The following is a 20420-nucleotide window of genomic DNA, read 5'->3' on the forward strand; positions in this document are numbered from 1 at the left end:
ATGATGAGGATTTCAGAAACCGTTAAGCATTTAATAATCATTAATGTGATTATGTTTGTGGGTACTTTGAGTATTGGGAATGGTATTTTTTATGATTTGTTTGCAATGCATTTCCCGGAAAATGAATCATTTCGTTATTGGCAAATAATGACTCATATGTTTATGCATGGCGGTGTTACCCACATTTTATTTAATATGTTTGCTTTATGGATGTTTGGTACGCCTGTTGAAAATGTTTTAGGAAGTAAAAAATTCTTATTTATATATTTTTCTGCAGGATTGGGAGCAGTTGCATTACAAGTTGGATATTATTATTATGAATTTTATAGTGCTTATAGAGGTATCGCAGATTTGGGTATTAATAGTGAAATGTTGAGAAAAATAGTTTCAATTGATGCTAGTGATGGTCAATATATAAAAGGAGAAATCTTAAGCAAACAAATGTTGCCAATTTTAAAGTCATATAATTTTAATCCAGATTTAATAGATGGTAATGCATTTAAGTCATTATTTGACATGAATGTTATAGCTAGAAATAGCATGGTAGGTGCCTCTGGTTGTATTATGGGTATTTTGGCAGCGTTTGGTATGATGAATCCCAATGCGGAACTCATGATGATTTTTTTGCCCATTCCTATAAAAGCTAAATATTTTATTCCAGGGATTATAATTTTAGATTTAATTTCAGGGGTTACTGGTCAGTCTTTTTTCAGCCCAAGTAATACAGCATATATGGCGCATGTTGGTGGTGCATTAACAGGATTTTTAATTATGTGGTATTGGAAAAAAAATCAATTTAATAAAAACCGTTGGAATTAAAATGACATCACTTTCTCAAGACCTCAAGTATAAGTTGGCTCGCCTTAATGTGCTAGAAAAAATCATAGTTGTTAATGTGGTTGTTTTTCTTTTTGGTTTTGTTTTATCACAAATATTAGGGTATTCAAGTGGGATTAGTTTGCGTTGGTTAGAATTGCCAAGTGATTTCGGAGCATTTATTTTAAAACCTTGGTCTATTATTACCTATGCTTTTATACATTACGATTTTTTGCATATTCTTTTTAATATGCTTTGGTTGTATATTATTGGACAGTGGTTTTTAAATTTATTTAGTCCAAAACTGGCATTAAACGTCTATTTTTTAGGAGCTATTTGTGGCGGCTGGCTTTTTATGTTAGGGTACAATTTATTTCCCAGTATTTTCGGGAAGTCGTATTTAGTCGGTGCATCTGCTTCTGTAAGAGCCTTACTTATCTTTCTTTGTGCCTACATGCCCAATAAAGATATTCGTTTTTTTACAATCAATATAAAATTATGGTATTTTGGTCTAGCCATCATCGTTTTTGATGTCATAGGGGTTTTTGGAGTTAATTCGGGGGGTAATTTGGCGCATTTAGGTGGTGCATTGCTGGGGTATATGTATGCTAAGCAATATTTAAAAGGGAATGATATAGGAAGAGGGTTTGGCAAATTTATGGATGCTTGCATTAGTTTTTTTAGTTTTTCAAAAAAATCGCCTTTAAAAACAGTTCATAAAAACAAAAGTAAAGTAGGTGGTTATACTAAAGCTGATTTTGATGAGTTTAATCATCAAAAGAAAATTGATGTTATTTTAGATAAAATCAGTAAAAGTGGTTATGATAGTTTAACTGCAGAAGAAAAGGAATTTTTGTTTAGAGCTGGCAAATAGGTTATGAAAAAACTAAGCCTTATTGATAAAATTATATTTGTTTTAAATGTCATTGGGGCTATATTACTATTGCTATCTTATATTTTACCTTATTTAAAGCCAAAGGCTTTTTTTGTTCTTTCGGTACTGAGTTTAGGCGTTTCCGTCCTTATTTTAGTGAATGTTGTATTTTTTATGTACTGGTTGTTTAGATTAAAAAAACAACTCTTACTATCCTTAAGTGTGCTTTTAATTGGTTACGTTACTTATGGCTCTTTATATAAGTTTTCATCTTCTAGAAACGTAGAGCATGCCAACAACATTAAAGTGATGAATTATAACGTAAGGTTATTTAATTTATATGAATGGATTCCCAAAAAAAATATTGAAATTAAAATTGCTGAATTTATTAAAAAGGAAGCACCAGATATTTTAAATATTCAAGATTATCATCCTAATCCCAATATAGATTTTTCTTTTTTTAAGTATAAGTATGAAAAGCTATCTGGGAAGAAATTAAAAAGTGGACAAGTTATTTTTTCTCAATATCCGATCATTAATTCTGGGTCTTTGGATTTTCCAAATACGGCTAATAATGCCATATTTGCCGATGTTGTTAAAGGCAAAGACACCATTAGAATTTATAATATTCATCTTCAATCTTTAAAAATTGATCCGAATGTGGAAAAACTCAAACAAGAAACCACTTCGCATCTTTTTAACCGAGTAGGCTCTACTTTTAAAATGCAGGAAAGTCAAACAGAATTGTTTTTAGCGCACAAACAAAAGTGTAGATACAAAATGATTATTTCGGGTGATTTTAACAATACAGCTTACTCTTATGTATATAGAAAAATTAAAGGTGATTTAAACGATACGTTTATTGAAGCTGGAAATGGATTTGGGCGGACATACGATTTTAAATTTTTCCCTGTTAGAATCGACTTTATGCTTGCAGATGAAGCATTTTCTGTGAACGGATTTAAGACTTATAATGAGCACTATTCCGATCATTATCCAATTATGACGAAGTTGAGTTTGGAGAATTAATTGACTTTTTACATAAAAGCACAATCTACCAAATCGGCTATGATATGAATTACTAAGCCTAAAGCTACTAATCTAGATTTTTTTGGAATTAAAAGAAATAAATAAAAGGTGATAGCAAAGTAGGAGTGAAGCGGGTGAAAGCCAACACTGCATCTGTTAGGATCGAAAATCGGTGAAGCCAATAAGTGGTCTAAATCAATTAAAATACCTGCCAGCATAATTAAAAACGCACGTTTCCATTGTGATTTATACCAAATCAAAGCTACAAAAAGAGGCAAAAATAAATGGCATCCGTAATGAGCAAACGTCTGTAACATTATAGAGGTGATATTATTTGGGATTCTAAATAATTCAATGCGTTTGGGCCTTCATTAAAGAGTAAGTCCAAAATACTTAAATTATTTATAAAGCCATGTTTTTCTTGAAATACTTGATTGTACCTGTCAAACGGTTTTAAAAACTCTTTTTTAGCATTTACTAGAAACCTGAAATCTTCTATGTTTTCGATTTCTTTTTGATAAACTTCTGTTTTTGATGTGTTTAGTTCAAATTGTAGGCACTCACAGATAGTTTCAAAACACTTAACATTAAAATCTAATATATAATTTGTTTTTTCTTGAAATAGAGGCAAAAGTTCATCTTCATAATATTCAAAAAAAGGAGAGGTTCTATATGCTGAGAGTAATGATTTCCAATGGTGGTCTTGCCATTTTTCTTCATTAAAAATTTTAACGTCTTTATATTTCTGGCGATTTTTTTGAGTATGGATTACCGGAATGTTTAAAGCTAACTTTCCATTCGCTCCGTAAATGTATGTGCGATTTCTATAGGTTTGTTTTAAAAAATTGTCATCCACCTCAAACACGACTTCTTCAGCATTTACTATAGCCACAAAATGTGCGATGTTTGGAAAGTATGTTGGATGTAATATAATGTTCATTTGTTGATGCGTTTATTTGTTTATTCGATACTTTTTTAACGCATTCATATTAGTTATACTTTCAATTTGTTCTCTTAAAGCAGTATATTCTTTTAAATTAAAGAATCTATTTCATAAGAAACTATATTTTGACTTAAAACTTCAACAGCAGAGCTAAAAGCCATAATTGTGACATGGGATTTATCTTTATTGGTTTATCACGCAGAACCTTCCGTTTTTATTTAAACAAATAGAAATGAAATTCTTATTAAGTGAGAAATTGAACCAAATTTTTCGTCAGGTGAAAATTTACTGGTAACGGTATAAATATCTTTTGAAAGCTTTTTTGCTTCAACCCAAACTTCTAATTTTTTAAAACTATAAGTGTACATTTTCAACCGTTATATCAACAAATAAACAAATCAACTATTTCTTTCTAGCTCTCCATTTATTAAAACCAATAAAACCAAATAACACTACTAAAAAAGGTATGAAAAAAGAGGTGGCTTTTCCACTACCATTCACAGTTGTGAACAAACGTTCCCAACGAATTTTGTTAAATCCTTGTCCGAAACTATTCCAACTAAACCAAATGAACACAGGTTTTCCAACGACATGGGTAAATGGGACTAAGCCCCAAGCTCTCGCATCTAAAGAATTATGGCGATTGTCTCCCATCATCCAATAATAATCTTGTTTAAAGGTATAACTAGTTGCTACTTGACCATTAATATATATTTGATTGCCTTTTACTTGCAATGTATTACCTTCATATTCTGAAATAGCACGTTTGTAAAGAGGTAACACTTTTAAATTAAGAGCGATGGTTTTTCCTGCTTCTGGAATGTATAAAGGGCCGAAAAAATCATTATTCCAATTATATTGTGGATCATGAGGGAATATAGCTGGGTCTCTTTCGCCTTTTTCTGCTTTTATAGGGGTAATACTAACAACGTTAGGATTGTTTTTGAAAGTTTTTAAAGCTTCATCCGAAATGGCTGAGAAATAATAAGTTCTTTGAGAAGGTATATACTGAATTCTATCCGTTATATCATATCTATTAGCCAAAAACATGGGGTTAAACTCATTTGTTTTTGGCTGAACAAAATAGCTAAACTGCAAATGTGCTCTGTCAGGTAATACATTTTGTTTGCCATTAATATATACATAACCATTACGCACTTCAAGGGAATCACCAGGAATACCTACACAACGTTTTACCAAATTGGTTTTTTTGTCGATGGGCTTATAATAATTTCTGTCGGGATGAAAATTATTCATATCAAGCAGTGTATCTGCTGGTTGATTGAACACGACTATGTCATTTCTCTTTATTTTTTGAAACCCCGGAATTCTTAAGTAAGGGAGTTGTAATTTGTTCATCCACGAATCACTTCCTTTGTGGTCATCAAATAAATACGATTTTATGTTTAATTTCGGAATGGTATCATGAACCATGGGAGCAGCCACTGTTGTCATAGGGACTCTCGCTCCATAATGAAATTTGCTAACAAATAAGAAGTCGCCAACTAACAACGATTTTTCTAAAGACGATGATGGAATGGTAAAGGGTTGGATAAAATAAGTATGAACTATAGTAGCTGCTACGATGGCAAATAAAATGGAACTTGCCCATTCGCCAGAACTAGATTTTGGGTGTAAACTTCTGTCCTTTATATGCTCAACATCGGTGAAGTAATTCAAATAATAATTATAAAATCCAAAAGTTATAATAGCTAGAAACGTATCGATAGGCTGGTTTTTTCCAAAACTTCTAGCGGTTTCTACCCATACGACTATAAACATAATCAGGTTCACTATAGGTAAGAACAATAAGATAACCCACCACCATGGTCTGTTTATTATTTTCATTAATATGACACCATTATAAACAGGAACAAAAGCTTCCCAAGCTTGTCTACCTGCTTTTTGGTACAATTTCCAGGTGCCAAATCCATGTATCACCTGAATAATTAAAATAAATATAAACCATTGTGTTAACGTCATAATCGTAATTTTTAATTTATAAAGTTAGTGTTTAGTCATATAAGCATGTTACATCTTTGTAAGGTATTAACCAATATTTAACACATCGCTCATGGTAAATATACCGGTTTTTCCAACAATCCATTCAGCAGCAATAACAGCACCAAGAGCAAAACCATCTCTATTATGTGCGATGTGCTCCATAGTAATGGTATCTACATCACTTTTATAAGTTATAGTATGAGTCCCAGGAACGTCTTCTATTCGCTTAGCTTTTATTGGAATGATGGTTTCATTACCAGAATCTAATGCCCAATTTTTATAGGCATGATGGTTTGAAATAATATCATTAGCTAAAGAAATAGCCGTTCCACTAGGAGCGTCCAGTTTTTTTGTATGATGAATTTCTTCTAAAGAAATATGATATTGGTTTAGGTTGCTCATCATTTTGGCAAGTACTTTGTTAAGTTCGAAAAAAATATTAACACCCAAGCTGTAGTTTGAAGCATAAATAAAAGCACCCTTTTTTTCTTTGCAAAGAGCGACCGCCTTTTCATAATTTTCCAACCAACCCGTCGTACCAGAAATAACAGGAACTCGATTGTTTAAACACATGGAAATATTATTAAAAGCGACATCTGGGATACTAAAATCTATGGCGACATCGGCTTTTGTAATATCATAATGGGTATCGTCTTTATCGACTTTTAATACTATCTTGTGGCCACGTTTTATAGCAATTTGCTCAATGGTTTGTCCCATTCTTCCGTATCCAAGTAAAGCAATATTCATTTCTTTTAAAAATTAAAGTTTAAAGTTAGGCCCGTATTACCTTTTCCATCAATGTTATTTAAATAGTAATGGGGTACTAAGGAAAGATTTTCGTTGATGTTGTACTGCATTAAATGGGCACCTACATTGGCATCAATTATGTTTAAGGCATAAATGCCTACTGTTATTAACAGGGACAGGTCTTTATTTCTTCTATAAAATTTTTGTCCACGCTGTAAACCATCAGTAGTTACTCTTGGCTCTTGTAGCTGATTGCCATTTACATCAAAATAAAATTCATCATTTTTAAAACCAGCTAACCTGCTTTTATAAGCATCTCTATACCTATTGTATTCTTTATTATTAGAAGTGTAAAAGTATATACCGGCTCCTAAAGCACCATACACTATAGGGATTTTCCAATATTGTTTGTTGTAAGCTTGTCCTAAACCAGGCAGGACTGCCGAATAAAAAGCAGCTTTCGCTGGTGCTAATGCGTCGATGGGTTTACTAATTACTACAAGCGAATCTGTAACAACCTCTTTTTTTGGAGTTATTATTGTGTTTTCTTTTTCTTGAGCGATCAATGAAAGACAAAACAAACATGAAAACACACAGATTGCTAGCGATCTATTTAGCACCTTCAACTAATTTTTTTAAGCGGTTAAAATCTTCTTCAGAATGAAAAGGAATGGTTATTTTTCCTTTGCCATTGCTAGAAACTTTAACGTCTATTTTATGTCCAAAGTATTCAGAGAATACAGAGATGCCATTTTTTACGAAATTAGGGATGTCTTGATTGCTACTATTTTTTGATGGTATTTCAATTTCTTTAGATACATTAAAATTGCGAACAAGGGCTTCGGTATCTCTAACAGATAGTTGCTTTTCTAATATTTTTTCGTAAATATCTAACTGAATTTTTTGATCGTCAATATTAATAATGGCGCGACCATGCCCCATGGAAATAAAGCCATCTCGAATGCCTGTTTGGATAATGGGATCTAATTTAAGTAAACGTAGATAATTGGTAATGGTTGAACGTTTTTTACCAACACGTTCACTCATTTGTTCTTGGGTTAAATTAATCTCATCAATTAATCGTTGGTAGGATAAGGCAATTTCAATAGCATCTAAATCTTGACGTTGAATGTTTTCAACCAAAGCCATTTCCAACGATTCCTGGTCGTTAGCAATTCTAATATAAGCAGGAATGGTTTCCAATCCAACAATTTTAGAAGCTCTAAAACGGCGTTCTCCAGAAACTAATTGGTATTTGTTAAAACCTGATTTTCTTACGGTGATAGGCTGTATGATGCCTAATTCCCTAATGGAAGAGGCCAATTCTAAAAGCGATTCTTCACTAAAATTGGTTCTTGGCTGAAATGGGTTGACCTCAATAGCATCTAAATCCAATTCAATAATGCTGCCTATTACTTTATCGGCATTTTTATCTTGAACAGATTGTATGTCGTTACTAGGGTCTTTTAAAAGAGCGGACAAACCTCTGCCTAAAGCTTGTTTTTTGAGTGCCTTAGCCATAATTTAAGAGTTTTTATCAATAATTTCTTTTGCCAAACTTAAGTAATTACTTGCGCCTTTACTGGCTGCGTCGTAATTAATTATGTTTTCGCCATAACTTGGCGCTTCACTTAATCTTACGTTACGCTGAATAATGGTTTGAAACACCATGTTATTAAAATGTTTTTGAACCTCTTCAACAACTTGGTTTGATAGTCGTAAACGTGCATCATACATTGTAAGTAGTAAGCCTTCTATGTCTAATTCAGTATTATGTATTTTTTGAACACTTTTAATAGTATTTAATAACTTACCTAAACCTTCCAGGGCGAAATATTCACATTGAATAGGGATAATAACAGCGTCTGCTGCTGTTAAGGCATTCAGCGTTAATAAACCTAAAGAAGGCGCACAATCAATGATAATATAATCATAATCGTTTTTTATGTCTTTCAATGCTTTTTTTAGCATATACTCACGTTCTTCTTTATCTACTAGCTCAATTTCAATAGCCACCAAGTCTATATGAGATGGAATAATATCCAAATTAGGTGTATTGGTTTTTATTACGGCTTCTCTAGCTGTATTTGAATGTTCTAAAAGTTGGTATGTTCCTATTTCTATAGATTCAACATCTATTCCTATGCCAGAAGTTGCATTTGCTTGAGGGTCAGCATCAATAAGTAACACTTTTTTTTCTAAAACACCAAGGGAAGCAGCTAAATTAATAGATGTTGTTGTTTTGCCAACACCTCCTTTTTGGTTTGCAATTGCAATGATTTTACCCATCAATGATTTGGTTTTATTAGCCGTAAAAATACGATTATTTATGAGTAATAAAAACTGAACTTATTTTTATTGAACGAGTTTTTTAAAACTCTAAATCTTAAGGCATTTCAAAGAGATAATTTTTTTAGCTGAATGTAATAAAATTCATATTTCCGTTCTCTATAAAAGATTTTAGTTTTATATTTATTAAACCAAAAAAAACATACTATTATGGAAAACATCAATCAAAAAATCAAGTGTTTTATACTAGGTATTACACTGGTAATTACATCGATCACTTATTCTCAAATTAAAGAGACAGCATCGGTTGAAGGTATTACAGAATACAAACTGGAAAATGGTTTGAAAGTGCTATTGTTTCCTGATAATTCATCGCAAACTATTACAGTCAATATGACTTATTTGGTAGGATCGCGTCATGAGGGTTATGGAGAAAAAGGGATGGCTCATTTACTTGAGCATATGGTTTTTAAAGGAACCCCTAAACATCCAGATATTCCCAAAGAATTAACAGCCCATGGCGCCAGGCCTAACGGAAGCACTTGGTACGACAGAACTAATTATTTTGAGACGTTTAATGCCAACGATGAAAATTTAGAATGGGCATTGGATTTGGAAGCGGACAGAATGGTGAACTCCTATATTGCTAAAAAAGATTTAGAATCTGAGTTTTCTGTTGTAAGAAACGAATTTGAAAGCGGCGAAAACTCACCATCCAGTGTTTTAATGGATGAGGTAATTAATGCAGCCTATTTGTGGCATAATTATGGAAACACAACAATTGGTAATAAGTCAGATATAGAGAGGGTTCCAATAGAAAACTTACAGGCGTTCTATAAAAAGTATTATCGCCCAGATAATGCGGTACTAATGGTAACCGGTAAATTTGAAAAAGATAAAGTTTTAGCATTAATTGAAAAGAAATTTGCAGCTATTAAAAATCCAAATGTGCCTTTAAGAGATGTTCCTACAGTAGAACCAGCTCAAGATGGTGAAAAAAGAGTCACATTGAGTCGTGTGGGAGATTTACAAATTTTATCTGCTTTATATCATACACCTGCAGGTTCACATGAAGATTATGCGGCCATAGCCGTTGCTGAACAAATCTTAACAGATCAACCTTCCGGAAGATTATACAAAACATTAATTGATGGCAAAAAGGCATCTTCCATTTGGTCTTTTTCACCATTTACAAAGGAACCTTCTTTTATATATTTTAATGTGGATGTGCCTTCGGACAAATCTTTATCTGAAGCAGAAACCACTTTGTTATCTGCATTGGATGGATTAAAAGATAACCCAATAACAGAGGAAGAATTAAACAGAGCTAAATCTAATTTATTAAAACAATATGACCAAATAGCTAGAAACTCTTCTTATCTAGGTACCTATATGAGTGAGTTTATTGGTGCTGGAGATTGGCGGTTGTCATTCATTCTTAGAGACAGAGTTGAAAAAATGACTGTAGAGAAAGTTAATAATGCCATTCAGCGTTATTTTATAAATACCAATAGAACAGTTGGTAATTTTGTTCCTGCAAAAAAACCAATTCGGGTGGAGATTGAACATACCGAAGGGTTGGAGGCATTGGTTTCCAATTATAAAGGAAAAGAAGGTTATGGTGCTGGTGAAGCCTTTGATGTATCTTATGAAAATATCCAGAACAGATTAGATTCTGGAACGCTTTCAAAAACACCCATTGAATATGGCTTTATTAAAAAAGATAATCGCGGAAAGAGTGTCACTTTAAGGTTTATGATTAGAAATGGTAATGTAGATGATTTTATGAATAAAGGTAAGGTAGCTAATTATACTTTAAGAATGTTGAACAAAGGGACGCAAAATAATTCAAGACAAGATATTGAAGATAAATTAAGTGCTATAAAATCATCTGTTTTTTTTAATGGTTCAAACGGTAAAGTAGCATCTACGATTAATACAACGGAAGAACATGTAATGGAAGCCCTAGCTTTAATGACCGATATGTTAAAATACCCAAAATTTGACGCTGCAGAATTGGAGAAATTAAAGACCCAAGATTTAGCGGCCATAGAGGAAAACAAAACAGATCCACAGTTTTTAGCAAGTAAAGAATTGAGTTTGTTAAATCAAAACTATCCCAAAGGCCATCCACTACATGCCACAACCATCGAAGAAGATATAGAAGCTATTAATGATGTCACTGTTGAAAAATTACAAGATTATTATAATGATTTTTTTGGTATTTCTAATAGTGCTACATTAGTTTCAATAGGTAATATAGATGAAAAAAAACTGAAAGATTATTTTGAAAAGGAATATTCAGATTTTAAATCTAATAAACCCTATACGCCCATAGCTAACAAATTCATGCCAAATACCGTTGTAAATAAAAAAATAAAAACGCCAGATAAAAAGAATGCTATAAGCATTGGTGTATTAAAAACTGAAGTTAGTCAAGATAGTCCTGATTATGCAGCATTACAAATTGCAGGAGAAATTTTAGGAGGAGGTTTTTTAAATTCAAGAATCGCCAGTAGGTTGCGACAAAAAGATGGTGTTAGCTATGGTGCAGGCGCACAAGTTAGTGTTGATATAGATAAAAATGACAAAAACTCTTCAATATTAGTATATGCGATATATGCTCCTGAAAATGCAGTAAAAGTTCAAACTGGATTTAATGAAGAAATAGCTCGTTTTATTAAAGATGGAATTACAGAAGACGAATTAAAAGTAGCTATTACAAGCTGGGTTCAAGGTGAAAATGTTTCTAGAGCCAAAGATGGAGAACTTACGGAAACTATCAATAATAACTTATATTATGATAGAGATATGATGTTTCATAAACAAGTTGAAGACAAATTAACCAGTTTAACTGTTGAAGATGTAAATAAGGTTATAAAAAAATACTTTAAAACATTTGATAATTGGACCGTTATTAATGCTGGAGATTTTGTTGAAGATGCTGAAATAAAAAACATAGATAAAAAAGTAGATTAATTATCAGGTAATTAAAAAAAACCAGTTTATAATTATAAACTGGTTTTTTTATGCTTTTTCTAACTTTTATTACACAACTTTCGCATAGTTACCCATTGTTTTAGCATTCCTCTTGCTTCCTGTGCAGGATAGCCAAGAACGGTTTGCCCAGCTGGTACATCGCCTACGACACCAGAACCAGCACCAACCGTAGCACCAGAATGTATGGTTGTATGGTCTTTTATAGAAGCACTTCCCCCAATAATAACACCATCTCCCAACGTTACAGAGCCTGCTAATCCACTATGTCCTGCCATAATACAAGAACGTCCCATAATACTATTATGCGCTATTTGAACCAAATTATCAATTTTACAACCATCTCCTATAATGGTTGAACTAAACTTAGCTCTGTCAACGCAAGAGTTAGCTCCAATTTCAACATAATGTCCAATGATCACATTACCTATTTGCGGAATTTTAACTAATCCTCTACCATCTTCACTTGGTCTATATCCAAATCCGTCAGCACCAATGCTTACATTAGTATGAAATATACAGTGATTTCCTATGATGCATCGTTCTCTAATAACAGTTCCAGACCAAACAACCGTAAAGTCACCAATAATAGTTTCGTCAAACACACAAACATTCGGATATAATGTCACTCCATTGCCTAAAATCACATCTTTGCCCACATAACAATGGGCACCTATTTTACAATTATTTCCTATAATGGCAGTTTCATGAATAATAGCTGTTGAATGAATATTTTTATCAAACACGGGCGGAGAAGGATTAAATAATTCTAAAATTTTAGCCATAGCCAAATCCGCATTTTTCACTTTAATAATAACACAGTTTTCTTTTGGTTCTAAAATTAAATTATCGTTTATAACTACAACACAGGATTCAGATGTAATCCAATGTTTGATATATTTTGAGCTTCCTATAAAAGTAATTTGATTTTTTGTCGCTTTTTTCAGGTGTTCCGGACCTGTAATTTGTTGGGTAGTATGTCCAATTAATTCGCCTTTTAAAACGTCATTAATTTCATTAATTGTATAAGACTTCATAATTGTATTGTTGTATATAAGTTTGGTTAGGTCGTTGTAAATCTAATGGAAATAATTGAACAATCTAATTAACAAAGATTTAATTACGTTTTTATCAAAAAGAAAAAAGATGTATGGAGGAGATATATTTAAGTGTTATGAGTTATAATTTGTGGGAAATATAAAGCACTATTTTCATAGAAAATGAATTAAAACATATGATTTATAGAAAACAATATATACTGCAAAACGTATTTCTTTTCAGGGCAATACCGACGATTTTAAAGGATCAGGATATTATTTCCATAATATACAAGCCGAAGAAAGTTTTCTGCCTAATGAAAGTTGGCAACAACTTTGCCAAGGAGAAATGAAGGAAATCCAAATGAATACCTTCATTAAAAAGAACGAACATACTTCATATACCATTGCAGAGGGGAATAAGTGGAAAATAAAAATGCCCTATGGCACAATTTTCAATGATTTGAATGAAGCTTCTTTTAGTAGTAAATTCCATACGAATTTTAAAAAGACAGGAAATAAGAAGCAATTTTTAAATACTAAAGATTTTCAATACGAATATTTGGGCAAAGATGCAGATGGAAAAAAAATGGTGATATGGTTAGGCCCATCGGGTAATGTTTGCTATCCAAAAGGAAAAGCTATTACTATAGGTTTTTATAATCTTGGGTATATTGTGGTAGATGGAATAACGTATTTAATAACTGAAATTTCTGGTTCCAATTTTAATGTTAAAGTGACTGGAATTGAAGAAGGAACCTATTTTTTTAATACTTCTGGTTATACGGAAATATCTCGTTTTTAACAACAATGACGTTATAATGGATTGCCATAATACCGTCATTATATATAAGACGGTATTTTTGATTTAGTTGGAAATCATGTTGGATGTAACAAAAAAAAACAGATTAATATTTCAAATTCAAATTCGGGAATATATCTTTTTAAAAGATAAGATTTACAAACAAAATAAATGGAAATATAAAAATATTACTCTTCAATTCTATTATCATCAAAAGCAGATGGTAATAATTTAGGTATAAATTTTATTACTAAAGGTAATAATAACGCACCGCCGGGTAACAAAAAAATAGCAAGGCTGGGGATGGATTTAAAAATATCTAAAAGTTGTTCTTGTACCTTTTTTTGTTCACTAGGGGTTAAATCCCTTAAAGTAGACTGAGAGAGTAATACCATGAGTTCTTTACTATCCTTAAGTTCTTGGTATAGGCGTTTGCTGTTTCTTGTAATTAATTTTTTTACCATTTTACTTGAGTTGTCGTAAAAACTATGAACTATGTTTTTAGAACTCAATAATGCTATATCGTTTTTGTGAATGGTATAAAAATGATTTACAGCTGAAATGGATTTATTTATTAGTTCGCTATCAATATTTAAATCTGTTCCCAATTGGGTTAAAAACAGCTGTTCTTTTTTATCAATTTTTCTATCACTCCATGTCGCCATACATGCCAAATCTAAAACATAATATTTTTCTGTTGTATTCCTTATGTTTTCAATGGACTCGGTATATGTTAAGTGCTTTTCATCTTGATAGCGTAATGATGAATCAAAAAGTTTAATCAAACTTTCGTCATAATCATTTTTAATTTTTTTAGAATTTAAGGTATCTAATGAAATGGAAGCAATTGAGGCTTCTAGATTTTTAATATGGTTAATAGAAATGCTTTTGTTTTTTAAATATTCTTGATACGCCAATATATCTATATAAAGTAAAGCATTAATGATAAAATAATTAAAGTTTTTAGTGATAACATTCGTATCAATTTGAATGCGTTTATCTATTATTTTTTCAAGAAGTTCATTAGAATTTTTATCTCCCAAAAAATCTCTAAAAAAGGATGTTTTATGCTCATTAATGATTTTGTAAAAATTTACAATGGTATCTAAAACAGGAAGTTTTGAATTAGAACTGTTATATATGTAAAGAAAGGATAGGAGTAAATTGATTTTACAAAGCTCTTCTTCTGTAAGATCATTTTTTTTAATGGTATTAGCAATCACTTCTACGTTACTACCATAAATAAAACCACTGGTTCTTAAAGCATCATAAAATTCAATTTCACGAAGATTCAAGAATGAATTGTTTTTATCGACTTCCTTGAGTAATTTTTTTATCCAACCATTAGCTGAAGGATTCATGGCTTATTTCTTTTGCAGTAAAAGTAATGCTTTCAGAATGAAATTTGCAAATTTTTACTTTTACAAGATTTTAACAAAACCGGCTTTTCATTATTTCGTAAGTATTTTGCGAAGTTGTTCTCTTTACTGGGAACACAAAATGTAAGACTATGTGCCATAAAATAAATATTTCAGAAACATAAAAAATGATTTTGATGTGTATTTAGAATTAAGGAATTTTACAAATTATACCATAGTATGTGTTTAAATACAACCTGTCATCCAGAAGTGTTATTTTATTTGCCTTGGGTTTATAAAAGAAATGTTAGGATAAAGAAAGCTGTAAATTTGAAAGGAGAATTATTAAAATGTACTTTTGAATTAGTTCCGTTAATGGGACGAAAAATCCATAACATTTAATAAAACAGTAACCATGAAAATTTTTAAACGGCTGCTATTTGTTATGATTTTGTTAGCTTCATGCTTTACATTTTCACAACAAATAAATGGCTTTATAATTGATGAAACCAATAAACCATTAGAGTCAGTATATATTTATAATTTAAATTCTAAAACCCATGCCCATTCTTTAGAAAATGGTTCGTTTATTCTTGATGACAGTAAAGTTAATGATAGTGTGAGGATTAGCTTATTAGGTTATGAAAGCAAAACAATCTTACTAGATTCATTAGCTTTCAAATCTAAAGTCAAAATAGTATTGCAAGAAAAAACATTTCAACTACAAGAAATGGTTATTACAGAACAATTAAATGCTTTAAGTTCTATTTCTAAATTAGATTTAAATACAAACCCTGTTAATTCATCTCAAGAAGTATTGAGAAAAGTTCCAGGACTTATTATTGGTCAACATGCAGGAGGTGGTAAGGCGGAACAACTTTTTTTAAGAGGATTTGATATTGATCATGGAACAGATATTTCAATTTCTGTTGATGGTATGCCAGTAAATATGGTATCTCATGCTCATGGGCAAGGGTATAGTGATTTACACTTTTTAATTCCAGAAACTGTTAATAATATAGATTTTGGTAAAGGACCATATTATGCCAAAAAAGGTGATTTTAACACAGCGGCTTATGTAGATTTTTCAACTAAAGATTATCTTAAAGAAAGTTCTATATCACTTTCTATAGGACAATTTAATTCATTAAGAACCCTAGGAATGTTTAATCTTTTAGAAGATGTTAAAGATCAAAATGCTTATGTAGCTCTAGAATATTTAGTAAATGATGGTCCTTTTGAGTCGCCACAAAATTTTAATCGCTTAAATATTTTTGGAAAATATATGATGTTTTCACCTGAAAATGATAAACTTTCATTATCATTTTCTCATTTTACTAGTAGATGGGATGCCTCAGGACAAATACCACAACGCGAAGTTGATAACGGTAATATTTCTAGGTTTGGATCTATTGATGATACTGAAGGCGGTAATACATCTCGTACCAATTTCAATATAGATTATAATAAATATGTAAGTGAAAGAACAACGTTAAATACTGATGTATTTTATTCTCATTATGATTTTGAGCTGTACTCTAATTTTACATTCTTTTTAGAGGATCCTATTAATGGCGATCAGATTAAACAGAAAGAAGACAGAGATGTTTTTGGTTTTAATTCTACTTTAACTTACGATATATTTTTAGGCAAAACTTCATTAAAACTTACGAGTGGTTTAGGCTTTAGATATGATATGATGAATGGTACAGAGCTTTCAAAAACATTGAATAGAACAACAATATTGCAAAATATTCAGTTGGGAGATATCAATCAAACAAATATGAGTGGTTTTGTAAATGCTGAATTCGAGTTTGGCAAACTAAGAGTTGCTCCAGCTTTAAGACTCGATTATTTTAAGTTTCTGTATAATGATAAATTGCAAACTAGTTATAAATCTCAAACTGAAGACAAAACAATTTTAAGCCCAAAACTTAATTTTTTCTACGATGCCAAAGACAATTTACAACTTTACTTAAAATCGGGTATAGGTTTTCATTCCAACGATACTAGGGTAGTGGTAAACAATATGGGTAAAGATATTTTGCCAAAAGCTTATGGTTTAGATATTGGAGATGTTTGGAAACCAATCCCGAAATTATTTATTAATACGGCTTTATGGTATTTATTTCTAGAACAAGAATTTGTGTATGTTGGAGATGCAGGTATTGTTGAGCCAAGTGGAAAAACAGAGCGATATGGTGCTGATTTAGGTTTAAGATATCAATTTAATGATTGGCTATTTTTTGATACAGATGCTACATTCACAAGAGCTAGAAGTATAGAAGATCCAGAAGGACAAAACTATATACCATTAGCTCCGGATTTTACCATGGCAGGGGGTATTTCGGTTAATAACCTGAATGGTTTTTCTGGAGGTTTAAGATATAGATATATTGATAATAGACCTGCTAATGAAGATAATAGCATAGTAGCTAAAGGGTATTTTGTGACAGATTTTAATACTAATTATAGTATTAAAAATGTAACGTTAAGCATCATTATAGAAAATGTATTTAATACAGAATGGAATGAAACCCAGTTTGCTACAGAATCGCGACTTCAAAATGAAGTGCAATCTGTAGAGGAAATTCATTTCACACCAGGTACCCCTTTTTTTATAAAAGGAAGTATATCCTATACATTTTAAACAAACTTATAGTGGTTGGCTATTAATTTGAGAGAATTAATTTATGAAGTGTAAAGTTAATTTTAAGGTAACCTAAAATGTTAATGTTGCTTTTTTATTAGTTTGAAAGTGTCCAATTGTGGAAATATAATTGGACACTTTCTTTTTACTAAAACTAGTGAATTGTTAAATTTAAACTATCGCTTAAAGGCATCATTAAAGAAAACAAGTTGGTATTTAATAGAGTTTGACCAATAATTCCAATTGTGTACACCAGGTCTTTCAATATAATCGTGAGCGATATTTCTCTCTATCAATTTTTCATGGAGTCTTTTGTTGTCTTCAAAAAAGAAATCATCATATCCACAATCTATAATTATTTTTAAATCACCATCAAGTAAATACACTAAATTAATAACGCTGTTTTTTTCCCAATTCTCTTTGTTTTCAGGGTAAGTTCCCAGGCGCTTTTTAATATCCCAGTTATTAGGAAACGGACGAATATCGACACCACCACTCATACTTCCAGCGGTACCCCACACATCTTGATGTTTAAAAGCAAGATATAAAGCACCATGCCCACCCATACTCAATCCCGTAATGGCGCGACCATTTTTGTTGGGTATGGTTTTGTATTTTTTATCAATAGCTGCAATTAATTCATTAGAAACATAGGTTTCATACTTCATGGTATTATCGATAGGGCTGTCAAAATACCAACTGGTAATACCTCCATCGGGACATACAATTATCATATTAAAATCAGTTGCATATTTTTGTACTAAGGGTACTTTAGAAATCCAATCGGTAAAATTTCCTCCAGCACCATGAAGTAAATACAATACAGGTAACTTCTCATTTTTGCTTGCATAATTCTCTGGAGTAATAACCATGTTGGGCACATTTTTATTCATGGCTTTACTGAAAACCAATAACGTGTCGACTTGAGACGTTGCTGTAGTTACAAGAAATAAATTAATGATTATAAGTGTAAGTGTCGTTTTTAATTTGGTCATAGTTGGTTCTTTTGGTTAAAAAATTTTTAGAAGTTTAAAAATAGTGATTTTTTATATACAGGAAGACCAGGGTTTCGATTTTAAGTTAATGAAATAAAAGTAGCCTTTCTTTCAAAATTTAGTACTTATGAATAAAACACGGAAATTTTTTGGAATAGACATTATTAAAGAGGTGTTTATACTTATCAAAAAGGCGGTTGTCAAGATTGAGAACGATAAGGGCGAGGCTAAAGCGATTTGTGAAATGAACAAATGAATGGGAGTCCATTGTACATACACAGTATAGATGTAAAAGCCTAAATAAAGAGAAAGGTAAAGCTGTTGTAAACAAAGCTATAAGAATAGGTGATAGAAATTTCAAAAATAAGGGAGGTATATGATGAAACTTTGTTTTAAAATCAACCTAAATTGCTTTTTTTTCTTAACTAATGAAAAAATTTATAGATATGGAAAAAATATTATGTGGCAGCCACAATTCCCAAAGTATAAAGCTGCTCCATAGTTGGTGATTCACTACCACCAGTAGGCTCTAAAGTAATGCCAAAAGCTTGGCTTTCGTTTAAATTCTCAATTTCGAAAATTTTATTCTCCTTTGTAGTAAAATTGTCAAGTGTTCCTAAACTTACAGGTGTAAGCGGATTTAAAGTTAATGACCAAACTTGGTATACCTTGCCTTTTGGTGGTTCAGGTAAACCTTCTACGTCTAAAAAGATGCGTTTAGTATTTTTATCCCAATACACTTTAGCATGAGTGCTTGCAAAATTACCTTGCCCAGCTAATGGTACTTGTGTTATAGTTTCATCCCGCAATACAGAAATAAGTGTTTTGGCGTGGTTTAAATTATTTTTTGAATATTCAACCTCGATTTCTAGTTGAGATTTTTGTGTTTCAACAGTTTGTATATTAGATTCTAATGCTTTGTTTTGGTTCGTTGTCCATAATAAGCCTGCTGCCAAAATAATGGAAGCTGCCCAACCTGAATAAGTAATCCAATTGTATTTAGGTTTAGCTATAGGGACAACTTTAACATCATCGTTGCCAAAATCTAAGTTTTGTTTAATAGTGTTAATGCGATTGGTAATGTCATTTTGAGAGACAGACTCAGTTAATTTAATAACAGCGGATTCGATTTCAAGAACTTCTTGTGAAATTTCGGGATGCTCTAGCATCAGCTTGTACACATCTTTATTTTCTTTTTCAGAAAGTGCACCTGCTACGTATAGCTCTAAAATTCCCGATTCTATGTATGCTTTAATATCCATTTTATTTTAATACTAAGGTTCTAAGTTCTTGAATACACTGTCTGTTTCTTGTTTTAACAGTTCCTATAGGCATATTAAGTGTTTCGGATACTTCTGATTGTGTATAACCTTTAAAATATAAAAGTTCAATGACTTGTTTACATTTTTCTGCAAGTTTACCCACAAACTTTTTAATACCTATGGAGTCGGTTGTATTGTCTAAACTTTCACTGGTTTCAAGGATATCTACGAAAAAATCAGAATTAAGGTTTTGTTTTGAGTTCTTGAAATTTTTAGAGCGTGTTTTATCGATGGCGGCGTTTCTAGAAATATTGAGTATCCAAGTAAAAAAACGTCCTTTTTCAGACGAGTAGTTTGCTGAGTTATGCCATGCTTTAACAAAAACATCTTGCATAACTTCTTCGGCAATATCGCTATCTCTAACAATATTATAAATAACGCCGTGCATACTTTTGCTGTACATATGGTATAAAGCTTCAAAAGCTTTCTCGTCTTTTTGTTTAAATTTTTCTACTAGGGTTTCTAATTGCATTTAAAGAATTTAGATTTCCGAAAATAATGAATGTTAAGTAAAAAAGCTACTCGAAAAAGTAGCTTTTAAATTTTACAGACAA

The 20420-nt window shown here is 31.5% G+C and carries 18 protein-coding genes; 6 read left to right on the forward strand and 12 right to left on the reverse strand.

The features are described from left to right. From DKT72_RS01030 to DKT72_RS01040, 3 genes are read left to right on the forward strand one after another with little or no spacing between them, the layout of a single operon-like run. Positions 1-819 (forward strand): rhomboid family intramembrane serine protease, encoded by an 819-nt coding sequence (locus tag DKT72_RS01030; RefSeq protein WP_111306858.1) that lies wholly within the window; start codon positions 1-3, stop codon positions 817-819. Between the two features lies 1 nt (position 820). Continuing rightward, positions 821-1690: a rhomboid family intramembrane serine protease gene (locus DKT72_RS01035; RefSeq protein ID WP_111306859.1), complete on the forward strand. Its 870-nt coding sequence runs from the start codon at positions 821-823 to the stop codon at positions 1688-1690. A 3-nt stretch (positions 1691-1693) separates the two neighbouring features. Continuing rightward, positions 1694-2719, forward strand: a complete 1026-nt coding sequence (locus DKT72_RS01040) for an endonuclease/exonuclease/phosphatase family protein (protein ID WP_111306860.1) — start codon at positions 1694-1696, stop codon at positions 2717-2719. 8 nt (positions 2720-2727) lie between these two features. Here the strand turns inward: DKT72_RS01040 and DKT72_RS01045 are convergent, their stop codons facing one another. The 7 genes from DKT72_RS01045 to DKT72_RS01080 all read right to left on the reverse strand — a co-directional run bounded on the left by DKT72_RS01045 (position 2728) and on the right by DKT72_RS01080 (position 8705). Then, positions 2728-3036, reverse strand: coding sequence for a DUF6122 family protein (locus DKT72_RS01045; protein WP_111306861.1), 309 nt, complete (start codon positions 3034-3036; stop codon positions 2728-2730). Continuing rightward, the gene (locus tag DKT72_RS01050; RefSeq protein WP_111306862.1) at positions 3036-3659 is read right to left on the reverse strand and encodes a WbqC family protein; all 624 of its coding nucleotides are present in this window, start codon (positions 3657-3659) and stop codon (positions 3036-3038) included. Before DKT72_RS01050 ends, DKT72_RS01045 begins: the two co-directional genes overlap by 1 nt. A 405-nt stretch (positions 3660-4064) precedes the next feature. Then, complete coding sequence (gene lepB, locus DKT72_RS01060) at positions 4065-5645, reverse strand: signal peptidase I (protein ID WP_111306863.1); 1581 nt, start codon at positions 5643-5645, stop codon at positions 4065-4067. Positions 5646-5711: 66 nt separating this feature from the next. Then, on the reverse strand, positions 5712-6416 hold the full coding sequence (dapB, locus tag DKT72_RS01065; protein ID WP_111306864.1) for a 4-hydroxy-tetrahydrodipicolinate reductase: 705 nt from the start codon (positions 6414-6416) through the stop codon (positions 5712-5714). Positions 6417-6421: 5 nt separating this feature from the next. After that, on the reverse strand, positions 6422-7036 hold the full coding sequence (locus tag DKT72_RS01070) for a DUF5683 domain-containing protein (protein ID WP_111307040.1): 615 nt from the start codon (positions 7034-7036) through the stop codon (positions 6422-6424). Then, positions 7026-7937 carry a ParB/RepB/Spo0J family partition protein gene (locus tag DKT72_RS01075; RefSeq protein WP_111306865.1) on the reverse strand — a complete coding sequence of 304 codons (912 nt, stop codon included), beginning with the start codon at positions 7935-7937 and terminating at the stop codon, positions 7026-7028. The genes DKT72_RS01070 and DKT72_RS01075 overlap by 11 nt, the downstream gene beginning before the upstream one ends. A 3-nt stretch (positions 7938-7940) precedes the next feature. Continuing rightward, positions 7941-8705, reverse strand: a complete 765-nt coding sequence (locus DKT72_RS01080; protein WP_111306866.1) for a ParA family protein — start codon at positions 8703-8705, stop codon at positions 7941-7943. Between the two features lie 210 nt (positions 8706-8915). Between DKT72_RS01080 and DKT72_RS01085 the strand changes: the two genes are divergently transcribed. Beyond that, the gene (locus DKT72_RS01085) at positions 8916-11684 is read left to right on the forward strand and encodes a M16 family metallopeptidase (protein WP_111306867.1); all 2769 of its coding nucleotides are present in this window, start codon (positions 8916-8918) and stop codon (positions 11682-11684) included. Between the two features lie 59 nt (positions 11685-11743). Here DKT72_RS01085 and lpxD read toward each other — a convergent pair whose 3' ends face one another. Beyond that, positions 11744-12739: a UDP-3-O-(3-hydroxymyristoyl)glucosamine N-acyltransferase gene (gene lpxD, locus DKT72_RS01090; RefSeq protein WP_111306868.1), complete on the reverse strand. Its 996-nt coding sequence runs from the start codon at positions 12737-12739 to the stop codon at positions 11744-11746. Positions 12740-13088: 349 nt separating this feature from the next. On the opposite strand from lpxD, the gene DKT72_RS01095 reads away from it, so the two are divergent. Further along, positions 13089-13544: a hypothetical protein gene (locus tag DKT72_RS01095; protein WP_111306869.1), complete on the forward strand. Its 456-nt coding sequence runs from the start codon at positions 13089-13091 to the stop codon at positions 13542-13544. Positions 13545-13729: 185 nt separating this feature from the next. On the opposite strand, the gene DKT72_RS01100 is transcribed toward DKT72_RS01095, so the two are convergent. Beyond that, positions 13730-14902, reverse strand: coding sequence for an LETM1-related biofilm-associated protein (locus DKT72_RS01100; RefSeq protein WP_111306870.1), 1173 nt, complete (start codon positions 14900-14902; stop codon positions 13730-13732). A gap of 412 nt (positions 14903-15314) precedes the next feature. Here DKT72_RS01100 and DKT72_RS01105 point away from each other — a divergent pair, with 412 nt between their 5' ends. Further along, positions 15315-17549 (forward strand): TonB-dependent receptor, encoded by a 2235-nt coding sequence (locus DKT72_RS01105; RefSeq protein WP_111306871.1) that lies wholly within the window; start codon positions 15315-15317, stop codon positions 17547-17549. Between the two features lie 176 nt (positions 17550-17725). Here the strand turns inward: DKT72_RS01105 and DKT72_RS01110 are convergent, their stop codons facing one another. The 3 genes from DKT72_RS01110 to DKT72_RS01120 all read right to left on the reverse strand — a co-directional run bounded on the left by DKT72_RS01110 (position 17726) and on the right by DKT72_RS01120 (position 20338). Next, positions 17726-18544, reverse strand: a complete 819-nt coding sequence (locus tag DKT72_RS01110) for an alpha/beta hydrolase (RefSeq protein WP_111306872.1) — start codon at positions 18542-18544, stop codon at positions 17726-17728. Between the two features lie 458 nt (positions 18545-19002). Continuing rightward, entirely contained in the window at positions 19003-19806 is an 804-nt protein-coding gene (locus tag DKT72_RS01115) for an anti-sigma factor (protein WP_111306873.1), read from the reverse strand. 1 nt (position 19807) lies between these two features. Then, complete coding sequence (locus DKT72_RS01120; RefSeq protein ID WP_111306874.1) at positions 19808-20338, reverse strand: RNA polymerase sigma factor; 531 nt, start codon at positions 20336-20338, stop codon at positions 19808-19810. Positions 20339-20420: the final 82 nt, after the last annotated feature.

Origin of the sequence: Confluentibacter sediminis (assembly GCF_003258355.1) — a bacterium.
GTDB lineage: Bacteria > Bacteroidota > Bacteroidia > Flavobacteriales > Flavobacteriaceae > Confluentibacter > Confluentibacter sediminis.